This window comes from Neptuniibacter halophilus (assembly GCF_030295765.1).
GTDB lineage: Bacteria > Pseudomonadota > Gammaproteobacteria > Pseudomonadales > Balneatricaceae > Neptuniibacter > Neptuniibacter halophilus.
Window position 1 is genome coordinate 1,607,933 of sequence record NZ_AP027292.1, and the last position, 20,377, is coordinate 1,628,309.

The window sequence follows — 20,377 nt, forward strand, 5'->3', positions numbered from 1 at the left end:
GGCCCGTCCGGGGCAACGCCAGCCCGGCCATCACATCACCCGTAAGGGTATTCAGACCTGAGGTGCCCGACCGCTACTGCGTGGCCAGAGGCACCCGATATTAAACTGAAACCGGCTCTGACAGCCGCCTTCAGTATCTAAGAAACAGCCGCTTAATGCGCCTGCTCCCAATTGTCACCGACACCGGCTTCTACCAGCAAGGGTACATCCAGTTCAGCCGCCGACGCCATCCGTTTTTTCACCTCTTCGACAAAGGTATCAACCTGCGCTTCAGGCACCTCGAACACCAGTTCATCGTGCACCTGCATGATCATCCGTACATCAAACCCGGACTCCGCCAGCCACTGATCAACCTGAACCATCGCCCGTTTGATAATGTCGGCTGCGGTTCCCTGCATCGGCGCGTTGATCGCTGTACGCTCTGCTGCCTGACGGCGCATGGCATTTTTTGCCCGGATCTCCGGCAGATACAGACGGCGACCGAACAGGGTTTCAACATAGCCCTGCTGCTCCGCTTTGGCACGGATATCATCCATGTAACGCTGTACGCCCGGGTAGGTTTCAAAGTAATGCTCGATGTACTGCGCGGCGTCTTTACGCGCAATCCCCAGTTGCTTGGCCAGACCAAAGGCTGACATGCCGTAGATCAGACCGAAGTTGATCGCTTTGGCACTGCGGCGCTGATCGGCCGTCACCTGATCCAGCTCGACCTTAAACACCTCGGCTGCGGTGGCACTGTGAATGTCAGCCCCTTTGGAGAACGCATCCAGCAGCCCCTGATCCTGCGACAGGTGAGCCATGATTCGCAGTTCAATCTGGGAGTAGTCCGCCGCAACGATCTTACACCCTTGCGGTGCCACAAAAGCATGCCGGATTCTCCGCCCTTCCTGAGTCCGCACCGGAATATTCTGCAGGTTAGGGTCGGTTGATGAGAGCCGCCCGGTAGCAGTGACCGCCTGATGATAGGAGGTGTGGATGCGCCGGGTCACAGGATTGATCATCTGCGGCAGTTTATCGGTGTAGGTCGATTTCAGCTTACTCAGGCTGCGATGTTCCAGAATCAGTTTTGGCAGCGGATACTCCAGTGCCAGCTCCTGCAGCACCTCTTCCGCGGTGGAGGGTGCGCCTTTCGGCGTTTTTTTGATAACCGGAATGTTCAGCTCTTCGAACAGGATCTGCTGTAACTGTTTCGGCGACCCCAGATTAAACTCCTTGCCCGCCACATCGAACGCTTCCCGCTCCAGTTGATCCATCCGTTGCGCCAGTTCCACACTCTGCTCGCCGAGCAGGGTAGCGTCCACCAGCGCACCGTTACGTTCAATCTTCGACAGTACCGGAATCAGCGGCTTCTCAATATCGGTGAAGACCTGTTCCAGACCGGGCTCCTGACTCAACTGCGCATGAATCGCCTGATGCAGGCGTAGAGTAATATCCGCATCCTCCGCAGCATAAGGCGCGGCCTGCTCTAGCTCGATCTGGTTGAAGGTGAGCTGCTTCTTACCTTTGCCGGCAATCTCTTCAAACTTGATCGTTTTCAGACCCAGATAACGTTCTGCCAGAGTATCCATATCGTGACGACTTGCCGTGGAGTTCAGCACATAGGACTCCAGCATGGTGTCGTAGGCGATACCGCGCAGCTTAATGTCGTAACGCGCCAGCACGTTCATATCGTACTTCAGGTGCTGACCGACCTTAAGATGGGTTTCACTCTCCAGCAGCGGTCTGAGTTTTTCCAGTAATCGCTCGCGGCTGATCTGCTCCGGTGCGCCCATGTAGTCATGCGCCACCGGCACGTAAGCCGCCTTACCGGCTTCCACCGCAAAGGAGACGCCCACCAGTTCCGCTTCCATATAATTAAGGCTGGTGGTTTCTGTATCAAAGGCAAACAGCTCGGCTGTGGATAACTTATCCAGCCAGGTATCCAGCGCGGCTTCGTCCAGCACGACGTCGTACTCAACCGCAATCTTTTCTGCCACCACCGCGCTGTCAGTTTCGCCGTTCTCCGCCCCTTCCAGTTCACTGATCCAGGTTTTGAACTCGAACTCTTTATACAGTTCGATCAGGCGTGCAGTATCCGGCTGTGGCTTCTCGATATCGGCCACCGATTCATGTAACTCAACATCGGTTTTAATGGTCGCCAGCAGGTAGGAAAGCTCCGCTTCCTCGCGGTTTTCCTCCAGCTTTTTCGCCATGCTTTTCGAACCACGGAAACTCAGATCTGCAATCTTATCAAGATTGGCATACAGATCTTTCAGTCCGCCAATCCCCTGCAGCAGCGCCAGAGCCGTCTTCTCGCCAACCCCCGGCACACCCGGAATGTTGTCTACTTTGTCGCCCATCAGGGCAAGAAAATCGATAATCAGTTCCGGCGGAATACCAAACTTCTCTTTCACCCCCTCCACGTCCATCAGGGTGTCAGTCATGGTGTTAATCAGCGTGACATGCTGATCCACCAGTTGCGCCATATCTTTATCCCCGGTGGAGATCAGGGTATCGATCCCCTGCGCGCTGGCTTCGCGCGCCATTGTGCCGATCACATCATCGGCCTCAACCCCCTCTTCAACGATCAGTGGCAGACCCAGCGCTTTAACAATATGATGGATCGGCTCCACCTGACTGCGCAGATCATCCGGCATGGGCGGGCGCTGCGCCTTGTACTCGCTGTACAGTTCGTCACGGAAGGTTTTACCCTTGGCATCGAAAATGACCGCCACCGGGCTTTCCGGATACTGTTTAATCAGACTTTTCAGCATCGAGGTGACCACCCGGATCGCGCCAGTAGGCACACCGGCTGAGTTTCTCAGGTCGGCTTGTTGAGAGGCGAAAAATGCACGGTATAAATAAGAGGAGCCGTCGACTAAAATGAGGGGAGAATTGGTGGCTTGGCGCTGTTCGCTCATCAGGGTACCCGGGTTGGTTATTCTTCAAGGGTCAGATCATAGTCGATATGCACCGTCGCCTAAACCAACAAACAGGGAATTGAAATGAAAAAGTTACTCCTAGCCGCTCTGCTGATGAGTGCTCCACTAGTCCAGGCGGAGGTTCCACCACTGGTCGACGAGAATGATCCGCAGATCACCATTCACCATGACAACAACAAGACTTATTACGAATACCGTATTAATGGTGAACTGCGTGAGATCAAAGTAGTGCCGAAGAACGGCCCTGAATACTATCTGGTGCCGGCACCGGGCGAGGGTGAATTTATCCGCGCCGAAGAGTCTCAGATGCTGATTCCTAAATGGGTGCTGTTCCGCTGGTAAGCGGAACCTCCTCCAATACGACACAACCGAGTACCCCCCTTGGCCGTTTATACACAACTTACCCAAAGCGACCTGGAACAGCTTCTGTCCGATTACGATCTCGGCCGGCTGGTCAGTTTTAAAGGTATCGAAGGCGGTATTGAGAATACCAACTACTTTGTCACCCTTGAGCAACAGGGAAAACAGAGTGAGTATGTACTCACTTTGTTCGAAGAGCTCAGCTACGAAGAGCTGCCCTACTTTATCGAACTCTGCCAGTGGCTTTCTGAGCGAGAGATCGCCGTGCCCTATGCGATCCGGGATCGCAACGGCATTGGCCTGAAAAAGCTGAAACAGCGCCCGGCGGCATTGCAGCCGAGACTGTTTGGCGACCATGTTCAGCAAGATGAACTGACTCCCGCCCACTGCGCCTCTATCGGTCAAGTGCTGGCCCGTTTTCATAGCGCTGCCGAAAGCTTTTATATGAAGCGTCAGGCCCACCGTGGTGTTTTCTGGTGGCGGCGGGAAAGCGAACTGATCGCGGATAAACTGCCGGTTGCCGATGCGGCACTGCTGCGCGAAGAGGTGGCTGCATTCGACCAGTTGCGTGCCCGACCCGGTGATATCAAACTGGGTACCATCCACGGTGACCTGTTCCACGACAACGTACTGTTTCAGGGCACCGAAGTCAGCGCCGTACTCGATCTGTACAATGCTGCCACCGCCTATCAGCTATTTGATCTGGCCATTGTTGCCAATGACTGGTGCTGTAATCCCGACGGCTCTATCGACAGCAAACGGGAGCAGGCTCTGCTGGAAGCGTATGGTGCCGTCCGCCCGTACACGCAGGATGAATATACCGCCTGGCCGATTCTGGCCCGCAGCGCAGCCATGCGCTTCTGGCTGTCACGCCTGATTCCGTGGCTGGATGAACACAGCGAACAGAAACTGAAAGATCCGGACGAACTGAAACGGATTCTGCTTTATCGCCGCGAACATCCGGGCACCCTGCCCTGATCTCACCCCCGGGGAAGAGGCCGTAAATCAACACTGCCCTCTTCCCGTTCCAGCCGTTATAATCCTCAACTGATTATTTATACAGTAAATGAAAGAGCAGCCATGGACGTAACCCACATTATCGATTCCCTGAACGATGCGCAGCGCAGCGCCGTCACCGCCCCGGTACAGAACCTGCTGGTTCTGGCAGGCGCCGGTTCCGGTAAGACCCGCGTACTGGTGCACCGTATCGCCTGGCTGATTCAGACCGAGGGTATCTCCCCTTACTCCATTATGGCGGTGACCTTTACCAACAAAGCAGCCAAGGAGATGCGCGGTCGAATTGAGGATCTGCTGGGGCTCAACCCTCAGGGGATGTGGGTAGGCACGTTCCACGGTCTGGCGCACCGGTTGCTGCGGGCACACTGGCAGGATGCGGGTCTGGCGGAGAATTTCCAGATCATGGACAGCGATGATCAGTTGCGTCTGATCAAACGTCTGGCCAAAGAGATGAATCTGGATGACAAACGCTGGCCGGCCCGTCAGTTCCAGTGGTACATCAACGACAAAAAAGACGAAGGTCTGCGGGCTAAGCATATCGAGCCTCGCCACGACCTTAACGACCGCCAGATGCTCGCTATGTATGAAGCCTATGAGCAGGCCTGTGAACGGGGTGGTATGATCGACTTCGGCGAGTTGCTGCTGCGTTCACTGGAGCTGTTCCGGGATAAAAACCCGGCTCTGCTGAGCCACTATCAGGAGCGTTTCCGTTACATTCTGGTGGACGAGTTTCAGGATACCAACAGCATCCAGTACGCCTGGCTTCAGTTGCTTTGCGGTGGCCAGCAGAAACTGATGGCGGTGGGTGATGATGACCAGTCAATCTATGGCTGGCGTGGCGCCAAGATCGAAAATATTCAGAACCTGAATACTCACTTCCCGGGCACGGAAACCATCAAGCTGGAGCAGAACTACCGCTCCACTGAAACCATCCTGCGTGCCGCCAACGAAGTGATCCGCAATAACCAGGGACGTCTGGGTAAGGAACTGCACACCGATGCCGGTGAAGGCGAACCGATCTCCCTCTATGCAGCCTTTAATGAACAGGACGAAGCCCGCTTTATTGTCGATCAGATCGGCAAATGGGTTCAGGACGGTAATCTGCGCCGCGAGTGCGCCATCCTCTACCGCTCCAACGCCCAGTCCCGTGTACTCGAGGAAGCCCTGATTCGGAGTGGCGTTCCCTATCGGATCTACGGCGGACAACGCTTCTATGAACGTCTTGAGATTAAAAATGCGCTGGCCTACCTGCGTCTGCTCAGCAACCGTGATGACGACACCTCCATGGAGCGGGTGATCAACGTTCCGACCCGGGGCATCGGCACCCGCACCATCGATCTGATTCGTGAACACGCCCGCAGTCAGGGCATCTCCATGTGGCGCGCCAGTAACGAGATCGTTGAGCTGAAGCGTCTGCCTGCCCGCGCCAGCAATGCACTGCAGGCGTTCCTTGACCTGATCAATCAGATGGCTCAGGACACCGAAGACACCCTGCTGCACGAACAAGCCGAGCATGTGATTCAGCACTCCGGGCTGATCGAGCACCATAAAAAAGAGAAAGGCGAAAAAGCCCAGTCCCGGATCGAAAACCTTGAGGAACTGGTCACCGCTGCCAAACAGTTCAACAGCCAGTGGGACGAGTTTCTCGATGAGGAGTTTAATTCCCCGCTTTCTGCATTCCTCGATCAGGCCGCGCTGGATGCCGGCGATGCCCAGGCCGACGAATATCAGGACAGCGTACAGTTAATGACCCTGCATTCGGCCAAAGGTCTGGAGTTCCCACAGGTTTTCCTTGCCGGCGTTGAAGAGGGGCTGTTCCCGCACAAAATGTCCATCGAGGAGCCGGGCCGGCTGGAGGAGGAACGCCGCCTCTGCTACGTGGGGATCACCCGCGCCATGCAGAAGCTGTTTATCACCTATGCCGAATCCCGTCGCCTGCACGGTCAGGACAACTATAACCGGCCCTCCCGGTTTATCGCCGAGATTCCACCTGAGCTGATGGAAGAGGTTCGCCTCAACGCCAGCGTCAGCCGTCCCATGACCAGCCGCTACAACGAACCTCAGGGCAGCAGCCTGTTCGGCAGCAGCTCGCTGAGTAACAGCGATGTGCCGGAAACCAATCTGGCGTTGGGCCAGCGCGTGCTGCACAGCAAGTTTGGCGAAGGCACCGTGCTTAACTTTGAAGGCTCCGGCAATAAAGCCCGGGTGCAGATCAACTTCGACTATGAAGGCAGTAAATGGCTGGTGGTCGGGTTTGCTAATCTGGTGCCGCTATAACCCCGGTTTGCCTATAATAAGCACAGGTGTAAACCGCTCTGCTGATGACTTGAATATGTATAAATGGCTTATAACGGCTCTGCTGGTCTGGTGTGCTTCGGCCCTCGCCGGGGAAACCATTCAGGTTCCCACCTACGACCAGCACCGCCCACCGACCGCAATGCTGATTGATGGTGAGCCCCACGGCATCTACCCGGATCTGCTACGGGCAATTCTGAAACGGGCCGGGCTGCAACCTAAACTGATTCCGGTACCGCCGCTGCGGCGACGTATGGGCTTCGAACAGAACCACTTCAGCATCTCCTGCTGCGCGAACCCGGCATGGCGCCAGCGCCCGCAGGAACAGGAGGTACAGATCTTCAGTCAGCCGTTCTACTGGACCCGGGATATCTTTGTTTTTCCTCTGAATCAGACCTTTCCGATCGAACGCCTCTCCCATCTGAGCGATAAGCGGGTCGCCACGGTGCGAGGTTTTGACTATCGGGGTGAGGAATATTTTGGTGAACGGATCGACTACCATAATGAACGCGCACTGATGCAGGCCCTCAGCCTGAGCCGGGCCGATGTCGGCATCATCAATCAGGATATCTTTCTCGCCGCCGAAGAGAATCTGCTCCTGACCCCGGGGCCGGTGCACGATCAGGCCAGCCTGCATATCCGCATTCATCGCGATCGCATAGATCTGGTTGAACCGATCAACCGGGCCATCAGCGAATTGATCCGCTCCGGTGAGCGGGACCGGATCGTCAACCGCTATCTGAATCACATCGAATAACCCTTGTAGTAATCGCCTAATACCACTCCGCAAGCCACCGCTGTTAAGTTGTGCAGACAGTCACAACCCACTGGAGTAGCGTAATGAATAATAAAAAAATACTGATGATTACCGGCGATTACACCGAAGACTATGAAACCATGGTGCCGTTCCAGACCCTGCTGGCGGTCGGGCATCAGGTCGACGCGGTCTGCCCCGACAAAGCCAGCGGTGATACCGTTGCCACCGCCATCCATGATTTTGAAGGTGCCCAGACCTACAGCGAAAAGCCGGGGCACAACTTCACCCTCAACGCCAGTTTCAGTGAAATTGATCCGGCTGATTACGATGCGCTGGTCATCCCCGGCGGCCGTGCCCCGGAGTATCTGCGACTGAATCAGGAAGTGCTGGCCATGGTGCGCCACTTCTTTACCGCCAACAAACCGGTAGCGGCGATCTGCCACGGCGCACAGCTTCTCAGTGCCGCCGGCGTGCTGGAAGGTAAACAGTGCTCCGCTTACCCGGCCTGTATGCCCGAGGTGGTCCAGTCCGGTGGACAGTACGCCGAGATTGCGATTGATGCCGCCATTACCGATGGCAATCTGGTCACCGCGCCGGCCTGGCCTGCTCACCCCGCCTGGCTGGCACAGTTTATGGCCTTGCTGAATAGCTGATCACACAGGATCAGGGTGGATGACCGGGCCCTGCTCGTCATTCACCGCTATACTCGAACGATTGGCCGAAAAGAGCAGAGAATCCCTATGTGCAAACTGTTTATCAACGCAGAGCCGTCACTCTGGCACAGCAGCACCCGCTCAATCCGTATAGACGGCATGGTGACCAGCGTGCGGCTGGAAAACTATTTCTGGAGTACGCTGGAAAGCATCGCCCGACGCGATGAGATGAATATCCCGCAGATGCTGACCCGGCTCTACCATGAGTCTATCGATGCAGGACATGATCTGGGCAACTTCACCTCGTTTCTGCGGGTGTGTTGCATGCGCTATCTGGCATTGCAGTTAAGCGGCGATATCCCGGTTAATGAGCGCTATCCGATTGCCGATCTTGATGCCTCTGAGATTCTGAAAAAAGAACAGGGCACACGTCACTGAGGGTCAGGGTGCAAAGGTAAAGCTGCCTTTACCCTGATGTTTGACCTGATACATGGCGGCATCCGCCACCTTGATTAACTGTTCCAGATCACCGCCATGCTGCGGACAGAAAGCAATACCGATACTGGCACTGATCCGCGCCTCTATCCGCCCCCGCTCTTCACACTCAATCAGAATCGGCTGCTCCAGTGAACTGATCAGTTTCTGCGCCACCTCTGCGGCATCTTCCGGCTGATGAATCCCGGCCAGCATCGCCACGAACTCATCACCGCCGATCCGGGCGGCCTGATCAGAGCGCCTCATCACGCCATTGATTCTCGCTGCAGCTTCAATCAGTACCCGGTCGCCCACCGAGTGACCCCAGCTATCATTCACCGTTTTAAAACCATCCAGATCGATAAACAGCACCGCAACCTGCTCCCGGTTGCGTTCGGCAGAGGCCATAAACATCGGTGCGCTTTCCAGCAGAAAATACAGGGTTGGCAGGCCGGTCAACGCATCATAATGCGCCATCCGTCGCAACTCCCCCTGTACCTGTTCTGCTTTATCCAGCGCCTGATGCAGCTCAGTAACATCATACTCTGCCATCAGAATCAGAAACTCACCGCTTAACGGGTGACGGGTCATACGAATATCCAGCGTGTGTCTGCGCTCTCCCTGAGTCGTTCGCATCGGATAGGTCCAGCGCCCGCCTTTCTCAGCCACCGCCTGCTCCAGACACGCTCGCCCTTCAGCAGGATCGGCAAAGCGCAGGCTGAACGGAGAATCCTCCGCGGCCGTGGCACTGTGTTGCAGGTGCTTGTAGGCCTCGGTCGCAGCCGGGTTTTCGACGATCACATCACCACTAAAGGTAAAGCTGGTTACCATCACGCTGGTATAACGCATCGCTTCCACCAGCAGCAGGTTTTCCGGCGTATCCCCCAGATTTACCTCTTCATTTATATAGGCGATGATACCACGGTGTTTTTCCGGCCCCAGCAGGCACGCACGATGGCGCATAAACAGGGTTTTCGGTTTACCGTTCGGGTAGGTCGTCCAGGGATCGATCGTCAGGCCGTTTTTCGCCGCCAGTTCAAAGGTCTGTACTGTACGTTCACGGGCCCCCTGAGTGTCACCCGAGAGGTCTTTATCGATAAGCTCCTGCAGAGAATTCAGCCCCCAGAACTTCACAGCCGCAGCATTACCCCACCACCAGCCGTGTTTATCCAGATCAAATACCCAGACCACATCCGGGATCAGATCATACAGAGCCAGCTCATCATGACTGCAGATGTGGACCAGATGAGCATATTCAGACGACATAAACTACTTCCTGAAACTTTGTTCTAAAATTATCCGAGTTAGCGACAACTGTCTACGCCAGTCGCTGCTGACGGAAAGCCTGTGGGGTTATGCCCTCCAGCCGGCGAAAAAATTTGCTGAAATTCGTGGTTTCAGTGAAACCCAGCGTTAACCCGATCTCACCGACACTGGCACGGCTATGGGCCAGCAGCCGTTTCGCCTCCAGCGCAATACGCCGGTCAATCACCACCTTGGCCGACCGTCCTTCGGCACGCAGGCAGGCCCGACTCAGCGTACTCTCGGCATACCCCAGACGCGACGCATAAAAACTCAACTGATGCGCCTCGGCGTAGTGTTGCTCCAAAAGATCCCGAAACCGACGATAGGTTTTGCCTGAACGGTCACTGAGCGGATGTTGCTGCCCCTGTTGCAACCGGGCCACCCGGATCAGCAGACACAGCAACTGCTGACGGATAAGCGCCATATCCAGCGGCTTGCCTGAAAACCGGTCAAAGTCGCGCTGCAGCGCTGCAAATCCCTCACCGATCTCCTGAAATGCCTGCACCCCCAGGCCAATGAAGTTGGGCCAGTGCAACAGCGCCAGCCCATCCCCGGCAGCGGCTGATAACTCAGCCTGGGGCAACGCCGACGGTTCGATCAGGATAATCCCGGCCTCTAATGCCGACTCAGACTGCCACTCCTGCACCTGACCGGGGCGCAGAAACAGTAAACTGCCGGGGTGCAGTTCATGGTCAATAAAGTCTAGCTTATGCCGCCCCCGGCCGGAGGTCACCAGCAACAGCATATAGAACTCGACCCTTTCCGGCCCCTGCGCCAGTTTCGGTTGTAGCTGAGTCCACGACAGCAGCTCAATGCCCAGCTCCATCAACTGCGGGTGAGTAAATGCGGTATTCCGTATTGTTTCTTTGCTCATTCAGAAAACGCTCGATTTCTACCTTTCTTTGCTTAAAGCCGACCTCGTTAACCCTCAATTTAATCTGGAAAATTACTATAAACAACCTGGTAGCAACAAATCCAGTAGTTGATTTTTACCTTTACGAGGACAACTCTGATGACACTGAAAACAAAATCCATTCTGGCCTCAGCACTGGCCAGCCTGACGTTAATCACCCCCCTCGCCACCGCAGGCACTGCGGATCTGAGCCCGCGCCAGCAGGTCGTTGAGCTGCTGAAAAGTATCGAAACGGGCGATCCGGCACCCGCAGCGGTGATCAATCCTGAACAGTATATACAGCATAATCTGGCGGTAGCTGACGGGCTTGCAGGCTTTGCCAGCCTGTTACAGGCGCTGCCACCCGGCTCGGCCCGTGCAGACACCCGACGGGCATTTCAGGATGGCGACTATGTGTTTACCCATACCGAATATGATTTCTTCGGACCAAAGATCGGTTTTGATATCTTCCGTTTCGAGAACGGTCTGATCGTTGAACACTGGGACAACCTTCAGGAAACACCGGAACATCTGAACCCCAGCGGTCGCAGCATGATCGACGGAGCCACCGAACTGACCGATCTGGATAAAACAGAGCAGAATAAAGCGCTGGTCAGGCAATTTGTCAGCGACGTATTGATCGGCCAGCAGTATGAAAAAATGGCCAGCTTCTTCGCGGGTGACCACTATCTGCAGCACAACCCGATGATCGGCGACGGCCTGTCCGGATTGGGCACTGCGCTGGAAGCACTCGCTAAGCAGGACATCCGGCTTGAATATGACAAGATTCACCTGCTGCTGGGCGAAGGTAACTTTGTACTCGCGGTCAGTGAAGGCCGCTTTGGCGGGGAACATACCGCCTACTACGATCTGTTCCGGGTTGCAGACGGCAAAATCGTCGAGCACTGGGATACCATCGAAACCATTCCGCCACAGGCCGAGTGGAAGAACACGAACGGTAAGTTCTGAAGCGCGCATTTCCGGGGGCGGGGTCACCGATCACTGACTCCCAAACCCGGCGAACCTTGCTATGATGGTGCAGTCCACACCGGATCACAGAACATTAAGGGACCTCATGCTGCACCGAATCTGGCTTGGTTTTTTTCTCTGCGCCTTTGCTGCCGGTCTCTACCAGTGGCTCTGGCTGGATCACTCTGCTGTGTTTCAGCAGATGGTTCAGGCCACCTTTGATATGTCGAAGCTGACCGTTGAGCTGGCGATTGGCCTCATTGGCACCCTCGCCTTCTGGCTCGGTATGATGAAACTGGCAGAACAATCCGGGCTGGTGGACAAGTTTTCCCGTGCCATCAGCCCCCTGTTCAGCCGGCTGATGCCTGAGGTGCCTGCCGGCCATCCGGCCATGGGCTCCATGACCATGAATCTGTCAGCCAACCTGCTCGGTCTCGACAACGCCGCCACACCGCTGGGCCTGAAAGCGATGCAGGACCTGCAAACCCTGAACCCGCAAAAAGATACGGCGAGTAACGCCCAGATCCTGTTTCTGGTACTGAATACCTCGTCAGTCACGCTGTTTCCGATCACCGTGTTTCTCTACCGCGCGCAACAGGGCGCCGCAGAGCCCACCTCGGTTTTTCTGCCGATCCTGATCGCCACGAGCTGCTCAACGCTGGTCGGTTTACTGGCGGTTAGTCTGGTGCAGAAGATTAATCTCCTGCAACGGGTTGTGCTGCTCTACATCGGTGGCTTTATTGCCCTCCTGCTGGCGCTGATCGGCTATTTCAGCAGTCTGGGTATGGAAGAGCTGCAACGCCAGTCATCCCTGCTGGGAAACCTGCTGATTTTCAGCGTCATTATCAGTTTCCTCTGGATCGCCCACCGCAAAGGCGTCAACGTTTACGACAGTTTTATTGAAGGTGCTAAACAGGGATTTGAGGTCGCGATCAGCATCATCCCCTACCTGCTGGCCATGCTGGTCGCCATCGGCGTACTGCGTGCCAGCGGTGCACTGGAAGGGTTTGTCTGGCTGCTGCGGGAAGGGATAGGGCTTTTCGGGCTCGACACACGTTTTGCCGATGCCCTGCCAACCGCCATTATGAAGCCATTCTCCGGCTCCGGCGCACGGGCGATGATGCTCGAAACCATGAACAACCACGGTGTGGATTCGTTCCCGGCTTATCTGGCTTCGATCATTCAGGGGTCGACCGAAACCACGTTTTACGTGCTGGCGGTCTATTTCGGTTCAGTGGGCATCCGCCACACCCGCCACGCCATTGTCTGTGGTCTGAGTGCGGATCTGGCGGGTATTATCGCCGCAATTCTGGTGGGTTACTGGTTTTTCGCTTAGTCGAAAGCCGCCAGATCGCGGATATGGCCGTGGCCATCAATCGCCACCTGAACACATTCAGTCTCGGTCACCTTACGCAGTTCACTGCCATCCGGGCAGCACCCCCAGGCTTCCACTTTAACCCGGATCGAACTTCTGCCGGACTCCAGCAACCGGGTGTAGAAAGACATCACCGTACCTTCCATCACCGGTGCCATAAAGGCCATCTGGCCGATGGAAACCGTAGACACCCGTCCCCGCGAAAGTTTGGCGGAAAACAGTTCAGCCGCCTGGACCATTTTCGCCGATACCCAGCCACCATAAACATCACCGAACATATTAGTGGCATCACTGTTAGCCGGAAGCAGCAGACTGAGCTCGCCCTCTGGCTGAAGGTTGTTGCTATCTTTACTCATTCATCGGACCCAAACAGGTAAATCAGGCATTGGCCTGAAACAAAGAGAAGGAAACCACTGTACGGCAGCGGCCTGCAGCAGGCTTCCCTGATAATTATTATAGAGCCGCAGCTTATACCAATGTATTAGACAAGCAAACCCACAGTCATGTTTACAGACGTAAGATAAAAACTTCATCTGTCACATTTTTGTCATTAAAGCCGCCTATAGTCAGGGCCATCTTAACTCACACACTATTTTAAGACTCTCTGGAGCTCTACATGAAACCAATGAAAAAGCTGCTGGCTGCTGTTGCTATCTCCGCAACTTGTGTCGCTGCAAACGCATCTGACCTGCTGGACAAAGACCTGCCTGTATACGCTAAGGCTTCCGGTGTTTCTGGTAACCTGTCTTCTGTAGGTTCTGACACTCTGGCTAACCTGATGACCCTGTGGGCAGAAGAGTTCAAGCGCAGCTACCCTAACGTAAACATTCAGATTCAGGCTGCGGGTTCTTCTACTGCGCCACCAGCACTGACTGAAGGTACTTCTAACGTAGGTCCTATGTCTCGTAAGATGAAAGACAAAGAGATCGAAGCGTTTGAGAAAAAATTCGGCTACAAGCCAACTCCGGTTGCGGTTGCAATCGACGCTCTGGCGGTTTTCGCACACAAAGACAACCCGGTTGAAGGTCTGACTATCGCTCAGGTTGATGCGATCTTCTCCTCTACTCGTAAGTGTGGCGCTGCTGGCGATATCACTACCTGGGGCGATGCAGGTGTAAGCGGTGCACTGGCTGACAAGAGCATCCAGTTGTTCGGTCGTAACTCCGTATCCGGTACTTACGGCTACTTCAAGAAGAAAGCCCTGTGTAAAGGCGACTTCAAAAACAACGTTAACGAACAGCCAGGTTCTGCATCTGTAGTACAGTCTGTATCGACTTCTCTGAACGGCATCGGCTACTCCGGTATCGGTTACAAAACCGCTTCCGTACGCGCTCTGCCTCTGACTAAGAAAGAAGGTACTGCGTTCGTTGCTGCAACACCTGAAAACGCACTGAACGGCACTTACCCGCTGGCTCGTTCCCTGTACGTTTACGTGAACAAGAAGCCTGGTCAGCCTCTGCCTCCTCTGGAGAAAGAGTTCCTGAAGATGGTTATGTCTAAAGTAGGTCAGGAAGTGGTTGTTAAAGACGGCTACATCCCACTGCCTGCTGCAGTAGTTAAGAAGCAGATGGCTGCTCTGGGCATGTAATACACGCCACAGAAAAAGCTAACGCTGAACAAGGGGGCCTTTTGGCCCCCTTGTTTCGTTTTCAGCACCCTGTGTAACAATGGTGTAACAAACTTTTAATATTGTACGCGCCGTAAATTAAGTTAACCTCAGGACCCCTGTGCCATGAGTACCAATAATTCAGCGTCGACCGAACTGGATTTCGATACACCAGCGGCTAAACGTCACAGAAATATTCGCGCACTGAAGGATAAGCTTGCCTCAGTTGGCATCGCCTTTGGTGGTATCAGCGTTATTGTTGCGATTCTGTTGATCTTCTTCTATCTGCTTTATGAAGTAGCTCCACTGTTTGAGTCTGCCAGCATTGAGCGCTGGCAGGACAATGAACAGCAGGTTGCCCCCTACCCCGTTCCCGGTGAGGGCAAAACCCTCTATCTGACGATGGAAGAACAGGCTGAGATCGGCCTGCGTGTCACCGATCAGGGTGAGATGTTCTTCTTTAATAACCGTAACGGCGAAGTGATCTCAAGCTACAGCGCGGATCTGCCTGAAGGTGCAACAGTCACCAGTTTTGCACTGGCTTCCGAGTACAGCGGCATCTTTGCTCTGGGCTACAGTAACGGTCAGGCTCAGGTCTTCAAACAGGCTTACAAATCCACTTACCCGAATGGCGTGCGTGTAATCACTCCGGGCCTTGAGTACCCGCTGGGTGCTGAGCTGATTCAGGTCAGCGATGGTCCGGTTACCGTATTGGCACTGAACGGTGGTGAAGAGAACTGGACCCTGATTGCCGGTCAGAACTCTAAACTGACTGCGACTGATATCAGTCTGTCAGTTAACCTGATTACCGATGAAGTCATGGCAGACAGCAGCAGTTCCGCACTGCCTGACATGAACATCAAAGCGCGTAAAGTTCTGCTGATGCCGGACCGTCGCTGGATGATGATCGCCAGCGAAGGCAGCAAACTGGGTATCGTTGATATGCAGGCAGAAGGTGGCCCGACACTGACCCAGCTTCTGGACGTGACTCAGGGTAAGATCACCTCATTTGAATTGCTGCTGGGCGGCAACTCCCTGCTGATCTCCGATAACAAAGGCATCACATCACAGTGGTTCCTGGTACGTGATGATCAGAACCAGTGGCAGATGACCAAGATCCGCAGCTTTGCTGACGGCAGCTCCCCGGTCAGTGGCATTGCTATCGAGCATCGCCGTAAAGGCTTTGTTGCGATCGATGAAACCGGTCACCTTGCATTCTACAGCACCACCGCAGCGCGTAACTCGCTGAGTGCAGCGGTTGCTCAGGGTAATGTCGATATGATCGCCCTGGCACCCCGCTCCAACGCCCTGCTGGTAGAGCAGAATAATGAACTGTCCCTGTGGAAGGTTGATAACGAGCATCCGGAAATTTCCTGGAGTGCGATCTGGGAGAAGGTTTGGTATGAAGGCTATCAGGAGCCTGAATTTACCTGGCAGTCTTCCGCTTCCACCAATGACTTCGAGCCTAAATACAGCCTGATGCCTCTGGCATTCGGTACGCTGAAAGCAGCCTTCTACGCAATGCTGCTGGGTACACCGCTGGCGATCTGTGGTGCGATCTACACCGCTTACTTCATGGTTCCGGCTATGCGCCGTAAGGTGAAGCCGTTTATCGAGCTGATGGAAGCCCTGCCTACCGTGATTCTGGGTTTCCTCGCCGGTCTCTGGCTGGCACCGTTCATGGAAGTGAATCTGGCAGGTATTTTTGTCACCCTGCTGTTCCTGCCCGCCGCGATCATCGCCTTCGCCTATGCCTGGTCCTGTGCACCTAAGGCGATCCGTTACCTGATTCCGGAAGGCTGGGATGCTGCGCTGCTGGTACCAGTGATCATTATCGCCACCCTGTTCAGCTTTGCGATTGCGCCGGGTATTGAACAAGCCCTGTTTGGCACTGAAATGCGTTACTGGGTCAGCCAGGAGCTGGGTATTCCATACGATCAGCGTAATGCTCTGGTCGTGGGTATCGCCATGGGCTTTGCCGTGATCCCGACCATCTTCTCGATTACGGAAGATGCGATCTTCGCTGTGCCTAAGCACCTCTCTTACGGCTCTCTGGCACTGGGTGCAACCCCATGGCAGACCCTGGTTCGCGTCGTAATGCCAACCGCCAGCCCGGGTATTTTCTCCGCGGTGATGATCGGTATGGGCCGTGCGGTGGGTGAAACCATGATCGTACTGATGGCTACCGGTAACACCCCGATTATGGATGTGAACATCTTTGAAGGTATGCGTACTCTGGCAGCCAACATTGCGGTAGAGATGCCGGAATCCGAAGTGGGCAGTACACACTTCCGTATTCTGTTCCTGGCCGCCTTCGTCCTCTTCCTGTTTACCTTTATGGTGAACACGCTGGCAGAGCTGGTTCGTCAGCGCCTGCGGAAGAAGTACGGCTCCCTGTAACGTGCGTATTGAGGATTAATGAAAATGCGACAGTCTTTTACTGAATGGACGAAATCCGGCGCACCCTGGGTATGGCTGAATGCCGGCGCCGTAGCAATCTGTCTGATCATGGTAGTGGGCCTGCTGAGCCTGATCGCGGTACGCGGTCTGGGCCACTTCTGGCCTGCTGATATCGTGCAGTCAACCTACGTTGAAAATGACAACAAAGTCCGCCTTATCGGCGAACGGGTTCAGGTGGAAGCGGTTCCGGCTGAACAGCTTCGTGACTCCGGCGTAAAGGTTCCGGAAGGTGTTGAAGCGATGGACCGGGTGCTGATGAAAGTCGGTAACCGGGACCACGGTGGCACTGACTTTATCTGGATTCTGGATGACTTCAACGAAGAGATCAGCCGCCCTAATATGCTGTTCGCTGCTGAACGCCGCGAATGGGGTAACTTCTACGGTTACCTGCGCAGCATTAAGGAGAACGGCAAAGAGGTGGCCAGCCACCAGGGCTTTGAAAAAGATGCCGAGTACGAAACACTCTGGAACGAATTCCAGAACCGTATCGACCGTGCCCTGCAGATCCATGACCAGATCTCTGATATCGAGAAGGACCGTATCGGTTCCATCAACTATGAGCTGGAGCGCCTGCGTCTGAAAGAACGTTCGCTGCAACTGAAAGAGGTGAACGATCAGAGCCGCTATCAGGAGATCGATGATCGCCGCGCTGAACTGAATGCTGAATACGAAAGCCTGCAGGGCGACCTGCTGGATCTTTACACCGCATTCAACCGCGACAGCATCACCGCTGAGATCGCCAACGGCAAGATCGTTGAGTTCAAGGTGGCTTCAGTAGTACGTGCCTTCCTGCCAAACGATATGAGTCTGGTCGGCAAGATCGGCCACTACTTTGCCAAAATCTGGGAGTTCCTCAGCGCCGATCCGCGTGAAGCGAACACGGAAGGTGGTATCTTCCCGGCCATCTACGGTACCGTGCTGATGGTTATCATCATGTCGGTCATGGTTACCCCATTTGGTGTGGTTGCCGCCGTTTATCTGCGTGAGTATGCGAAACAGGGCTTTGTGACCCGGGTTATCCGTATCGCGGTAAACAACCTGGCCGGTGTCCCTTCCATCGTTTACGGTGTATTTGGCCTTGGTTTCTTTGTTTACTTCCTCGGTGGGCATATCGATGATGCCTTCTTCCCGGAAGCTAAACCGGCACCCACCTTTGGTACTCCGGGTCTGATGTGGGCATCCATCACGCTGGCGCTGCTTACCGTGCCGGTCGTCATCGTCGCCACCGAAGAGGGCCTGACCCGTATTCCACGTGCGATTCGTGAGGGTTCTCTGGCGCTGGGTGCGACCAAGTTTGAAACCCTGATGAAGATTGTTATCCCGATGGCCAGCCCGGCAATCATGACCGGTGTGATCCTTGCGATCGCCCGTGCTGCCGGTGAGGTAGCCCCTCTGATGCTGGTAGGTGTAGTGAAGCTGGCACCAAGCCTGCCACTGGACGGAAACTATCCGTTCCTGCATCTGGACCAGAAATTTATGCACCTGGGCTTCCATATCTATGATGTGGGTTTCCAGAGCCCTAACGTTGAAGCGGCTCGTCCGCTGGTATACGCAACAGCGCTGCTGCTGGTGGCCGTAATCGCGATGCTGAACCTTTCAGCTATCCAGATTCGAAACCACCTGCGGGAAAAATACAAAGCGCTTGAAATGTAACTATCGGACCGAATTATTTAAAAGGTTGCTAAAATGACTAGCGAAGCTAAAACACACGCAATTGATATCTCATCTATGCAGCGAGACAGCCGTAGCCTCAGCCTCGAGACCGAAACCCTGGCGCTGAAGGTAAAAGACCTGAAACTGTGCTACGGCGATAACGAAGCCCTGCACGGCATCGACCTGGATATCCCGAAAAACCGCGTCACTGCGTTCATCGGCCCGTCCGGTTGTGGTAAGTCCACACTCCTGCGCTGTTTCAACCGCATGAACGATCTGGTTGACGGCTGTAACATCACCGGCCAGATCCTGCTGGATGAGCAGAACATCTACGACCGTAACGTCGACATTGCAGAGCTGCGTCGTCGCGTGGGTATGGTGTTCCAGAAACCTAACCCTTTCCCGAAATCGATCTACGAAAACGTGGCCTACGGCCTGCGTATTCAGGGTGTGACCAAGAAACGCGTCATCGATGAAACCGTTGAGTGGGCACTGAAATCTGCGGCCCTGTGGGATGAAGTAAAAGATCGTCTGCATGAAAGCGCACTGGGCATGTCCGGTGGTCAGCAGCAGCGTCTGGTTATCGCCCGTACGATTGCAGTCAAGCCTGAAGTTCTGCTGCTGGACGAACCGGCTTCTGCACTGGACCCGATCTCCACCCTGAAGATCGAGGAACTGATCCACGAGCTGAAAAAAGACTTCACCATCGTTATCGTTACCCACAACATGCAGCAGGCCGCACGAGTCTCCGACTACACCGCCTTCATGTACATGGGTGATCTGATCGAGTTTGGTGTAACAGATACCCTGTTCACCAACCCTGAGAAGAAACAGACTGAAGACTACATCACCGGCCGTTACGGTTAATTTGGGGAAGGATTGAGATAATGGAACTGAATACAGATAACTACTCCACGCATATTTCTCAACAGTTTAACGAAGAACTGGAGCAGATCCGCACTCAACTGCTGACCATGGGTGGTGTGGTAGAGCGTCAGGTACACGACTGTATCGAAGCCCTGCTGAACGGTGATGCCGAGCTGGCAGAGCAGTCACGCAAAGTCGATAAACAGACCAACGAGATGGAGCTGATGATCGATGAGCAGTGCACCACGATCATCGCCCGTCGCCAGCCTGCGGCCAGCGACCTGCGTCTGATCATCGCGGTTTCCCGCTCCACCACCAATCTGGAACGGATGGGCGACGAAGCCAGCCGTATCTGCCGCCACGCGATTGAGCTGGTCGACGAAGGTGAATCTCCCCGCGGCTATCAGGAAGTCCGTCATATCGGCAATCTGGTGCGTGAGATGGTGAAAGACGTGCTGACTGCTTTCGCCCGCAACGATACCGAACTGGCTTATCAGGTCGCCAAGCGTGACAAAGCGGTCGATCAGGAGTACCGCTCTGCGATGCGCTCTCTGGCAACCTTTATGATGGAAGATCCACGCTCCATCTCCAGCGTTATGAACGTTATCTGGGTTCTGCGTAGCCTGGAGCGTATCGGTGACCACGCCCGTTCTCTGGCACATCACCTGATCTATCTGGTGAGCGGTACGGATGTCCGCCACGGCAGCCTGAAACAGATCAAACAGGCGGTTCAGGAAGAAGGCGCCGAATAAAACAGGCGCTGATGCCGGTTT

General features: G+C 54.8%; 17 protein-coding genes. 13 read left to right on the forward strand and 4 right to left on the reverse strand.

Features of this window, described 5'->3' with window-relative positions:
• Positions 1–152 precede the first annotated feature (152 nt).
• A complete protein-coding gene (polA, locus tag QUD59_RS07470) occupies positions 153–2,900 on the reverse strand; it encodes a DNA polymerase I (RefSeq protein ID WP_286240564.1) in 2,748 nt (915 codons plus the stop codon).
• Between the two features lie 84 nt (positions 2,901–2,984).
• Between polA and QUD59_RS07475 the strand changes: the two genes are divergently transcribed.
• The 6 genes from QUD59_RS07475 to QUD59_RS07500 all read left to right on the forward strand — a co-directional run bounded on the left by QUD59_RS07475 (position 2,985) and on the right by QUD59_RS07500 (position 8,441).
• Positions 2,985–3,263, forward strand: a complete 279-nt coding sequence (locus QUD59_RS07475; RefSeq protein WP_286240565.1) for a DUF2782 domain-containing protein — start codon at positions 2,985–2,987, stop codon at positions 3,261–3,263.
• A 39-nt stretch (positions 3,264–3,302) separates the two neighbouring features.
• On the forward strand, positions 3,303–4,259 hold the full coding sequence (locus QUD59_RS07480) for a homoserine kinase (RefSeq protein WP_286240567.1): 957 nt from the start codon (positions 3,303–3,305) through the stop codon (positions 4,257–4,259).
• Positions 4,260–4,361: 102 nt separating this feature from the next.
• Positions 4,362–6,575, forward strand: coding sequence for a DNA helicase II (gene uvrD, locus QUD59_RS07485; RefSeq protein ID WP_286240568.1), 2,214 nt, complete (start codon positions 4,362–4,364; stop codon positions 6,573–6,575).
• A gap of 55 nt (positions 6,576–6,630) precedes the next feature.
• Entirely contained in the window at positions 6,631–7,350 is a 720-nt protein-coding gene (locus tag QUD59_RS07490) for a substrate-binding periplasmic protein (protein WP_286240570.1), read from the forward strand.
• An 83-nt stretch (positions 7,351–7,433) separates the two neighbouring features.
• Positions 7,434–8,003 (forward strand): DJ-1/PfpI family protein, encoded by a 570-nt coding sequence (locus QUD59_RS07495; protein ID WP_286240571.1) that lies wholly within the window; start codon positions 7,434–7,436, stop codon positions 8,001–8,003.
• Positions 8,004–8,090: 87 nt separating this feature from the next.
• Positions 8,091–8,441: a ribbon-helix-helix domain-containing protein gene (locus QUD59_RS07500; RefSeq protein ID WP_286240572.1), complete on the forward strand. Its 351-nt coding sequence runs from the start codon at positions 8,091–8,093 to the stop codon at positions 8,439–8,441.
• Positions 8,442–8,444: 3 nt separating this feature from the next.
• Here QUD59_RS07500 and QUD59_RS07505 read toward each other — a convergent pair whose 3' ends face one another.
• Together QUD59_RS07505 and QUD59_RS07510 are read right to left on the reverse strand one after the other, a co-directional pair.
• Positions 8,445–9,743: a GGDEF domain-containing protein gene (locus QUD59_RS07505; RefSeq protein WP_286240574.1), complete on the reverse strand. Its 1,299-nt coding sequence runs from the start codon at positions 9,741–9,743 to the stop codon at positions 8,445–8,447.
• 52 nt (positions 9,744–9,795) lie between these two features.
• Positions 9,796–10,656 (reverse strand): AraC family transcriptional regulator, encoded by an 861-nt coding sequence (locus QUD59_RS07510; protein WP_286240577.1) that lies wholly within the window; start codon positions 10,654–10,656, stop codon positions 9,796–9,798.
• 138 nt (positions 10,657–10,794) lie between these two features.
• On the opposite strand from QUD59_RS07510, the gene QUD59_RS07515 reads away from it, so the two are divergent.
• Positions 10,795–11,643 carry a nuclear transport factor 2 family protein gene (locus QUD59_RS07515; RefSeq protein ID WP_286240578.1) on the forward strand — a complete coding sequence of 283 codons (849 nt, stop codon included), beginning with the start codon at positions 10,795–10,797 and terminating at the stop codon, positions 11,641–11,643.
• Between the two features lie 106 nt (positions 11,644–11,749).
• Positions 11,750–12,979, forward strand: a complete 1,230-nt coding sequence (locus QUD59_RS07520) for a nucleoside recognition domain-containing protein (RefSeq protein ID WP_286240579.1) — start codon at positions 11,750–11,752, stop codon at positions 12,977–12,979.
• On the opposite strand, the gene QUD59_RS07525 is transcribed toward QUD59_RS07520, so the two are convergent.
• Positions 12,976–13,374, reverse strand: coding sequence for an acyl-CoA thioesterase (locus QUD59_RS07525; protein ID WP_286240580.1), 399 nt, complete (start codon positions 13,372–13,374; stop codon positions 12,976–12,978). The two genes, QUD59_RS07520 and QUD59_RS07525, sit on opposite strands and share 4 nt — an antisense overlap.
• 260 nt (positions 13,375–13,634) lie before the next feature.
• On the opposite strand from QUD59_RS07525, the gene QUD59_RS07530 reads away from it, so the two are divergent.
• From QUD59_RS07530 to phoU, 5 genes are all read left to right on the forward strand, one after another.
• On the forward strand, positions 13,635–14,606 hold the full coding sequence (locus QUD59_RS07530) for a PstS family phosphate ABC transporter substrate-binding protein (protein WP_286240581.1): 972 nt from the start codon (positions 13,635–13,637) through the stop codon (positions 14,604–14,606).
• A 144-nt stretch (positions 14,607–14,750) separates the two neighbouring features.
• Positions 14,751–17,024, forward strand: a complete 2,274-nt coding sequence (locus QUD59_RS07535) for an ABC transporter permease subunit (protein WP_286240582.1) — start codon at positions 14,751–14,753, stop codon at positions 17,022–17,024.
• A gap of 24 nt (positions 17,025–17,048) precedes the next feature.
• A complete protein-coding gene (gene pstA / locus QUD59_RS07540; protein ID WP_286240583.1) occupies positions 17,049–18,737 on the forward strand; it encodes a phosphate ABC transporter permease PstA in 1,689 nt (562 codons plus the stop codon).
• A 33-nt stretch (positions 18,738–18,770) separates the two neighbouring features.
• The gene (gene pstB, locus QUD59_RS07545) at positions 18,771–19,604 is read left to right on the forward strand and encodes a phosphate ABC transporter ATP-binding protein PstB (RefSeq protein WP_286240584.1); all 834 of its coding nucleotides are present in this window, start codon (positions 18,771–18,773) and stop codon (positions 19,602–19,604) included.
• A 20-nt stretch (positions 19,605–19,624) separates the two neighbouring features.
• Complete coding sequence (gene phoU / locus QUD59_RS07550; protein WP_286240585.1) at positions 19,625–20,356, forward strand: phosphate signaling complex protein PhoU; 732 nt, start codon at positions 19,625–19,627, stop codon at positions 20,354–20,356.
• Positions 20,357–20,377 lie beyond the last annotated feature (21 nt).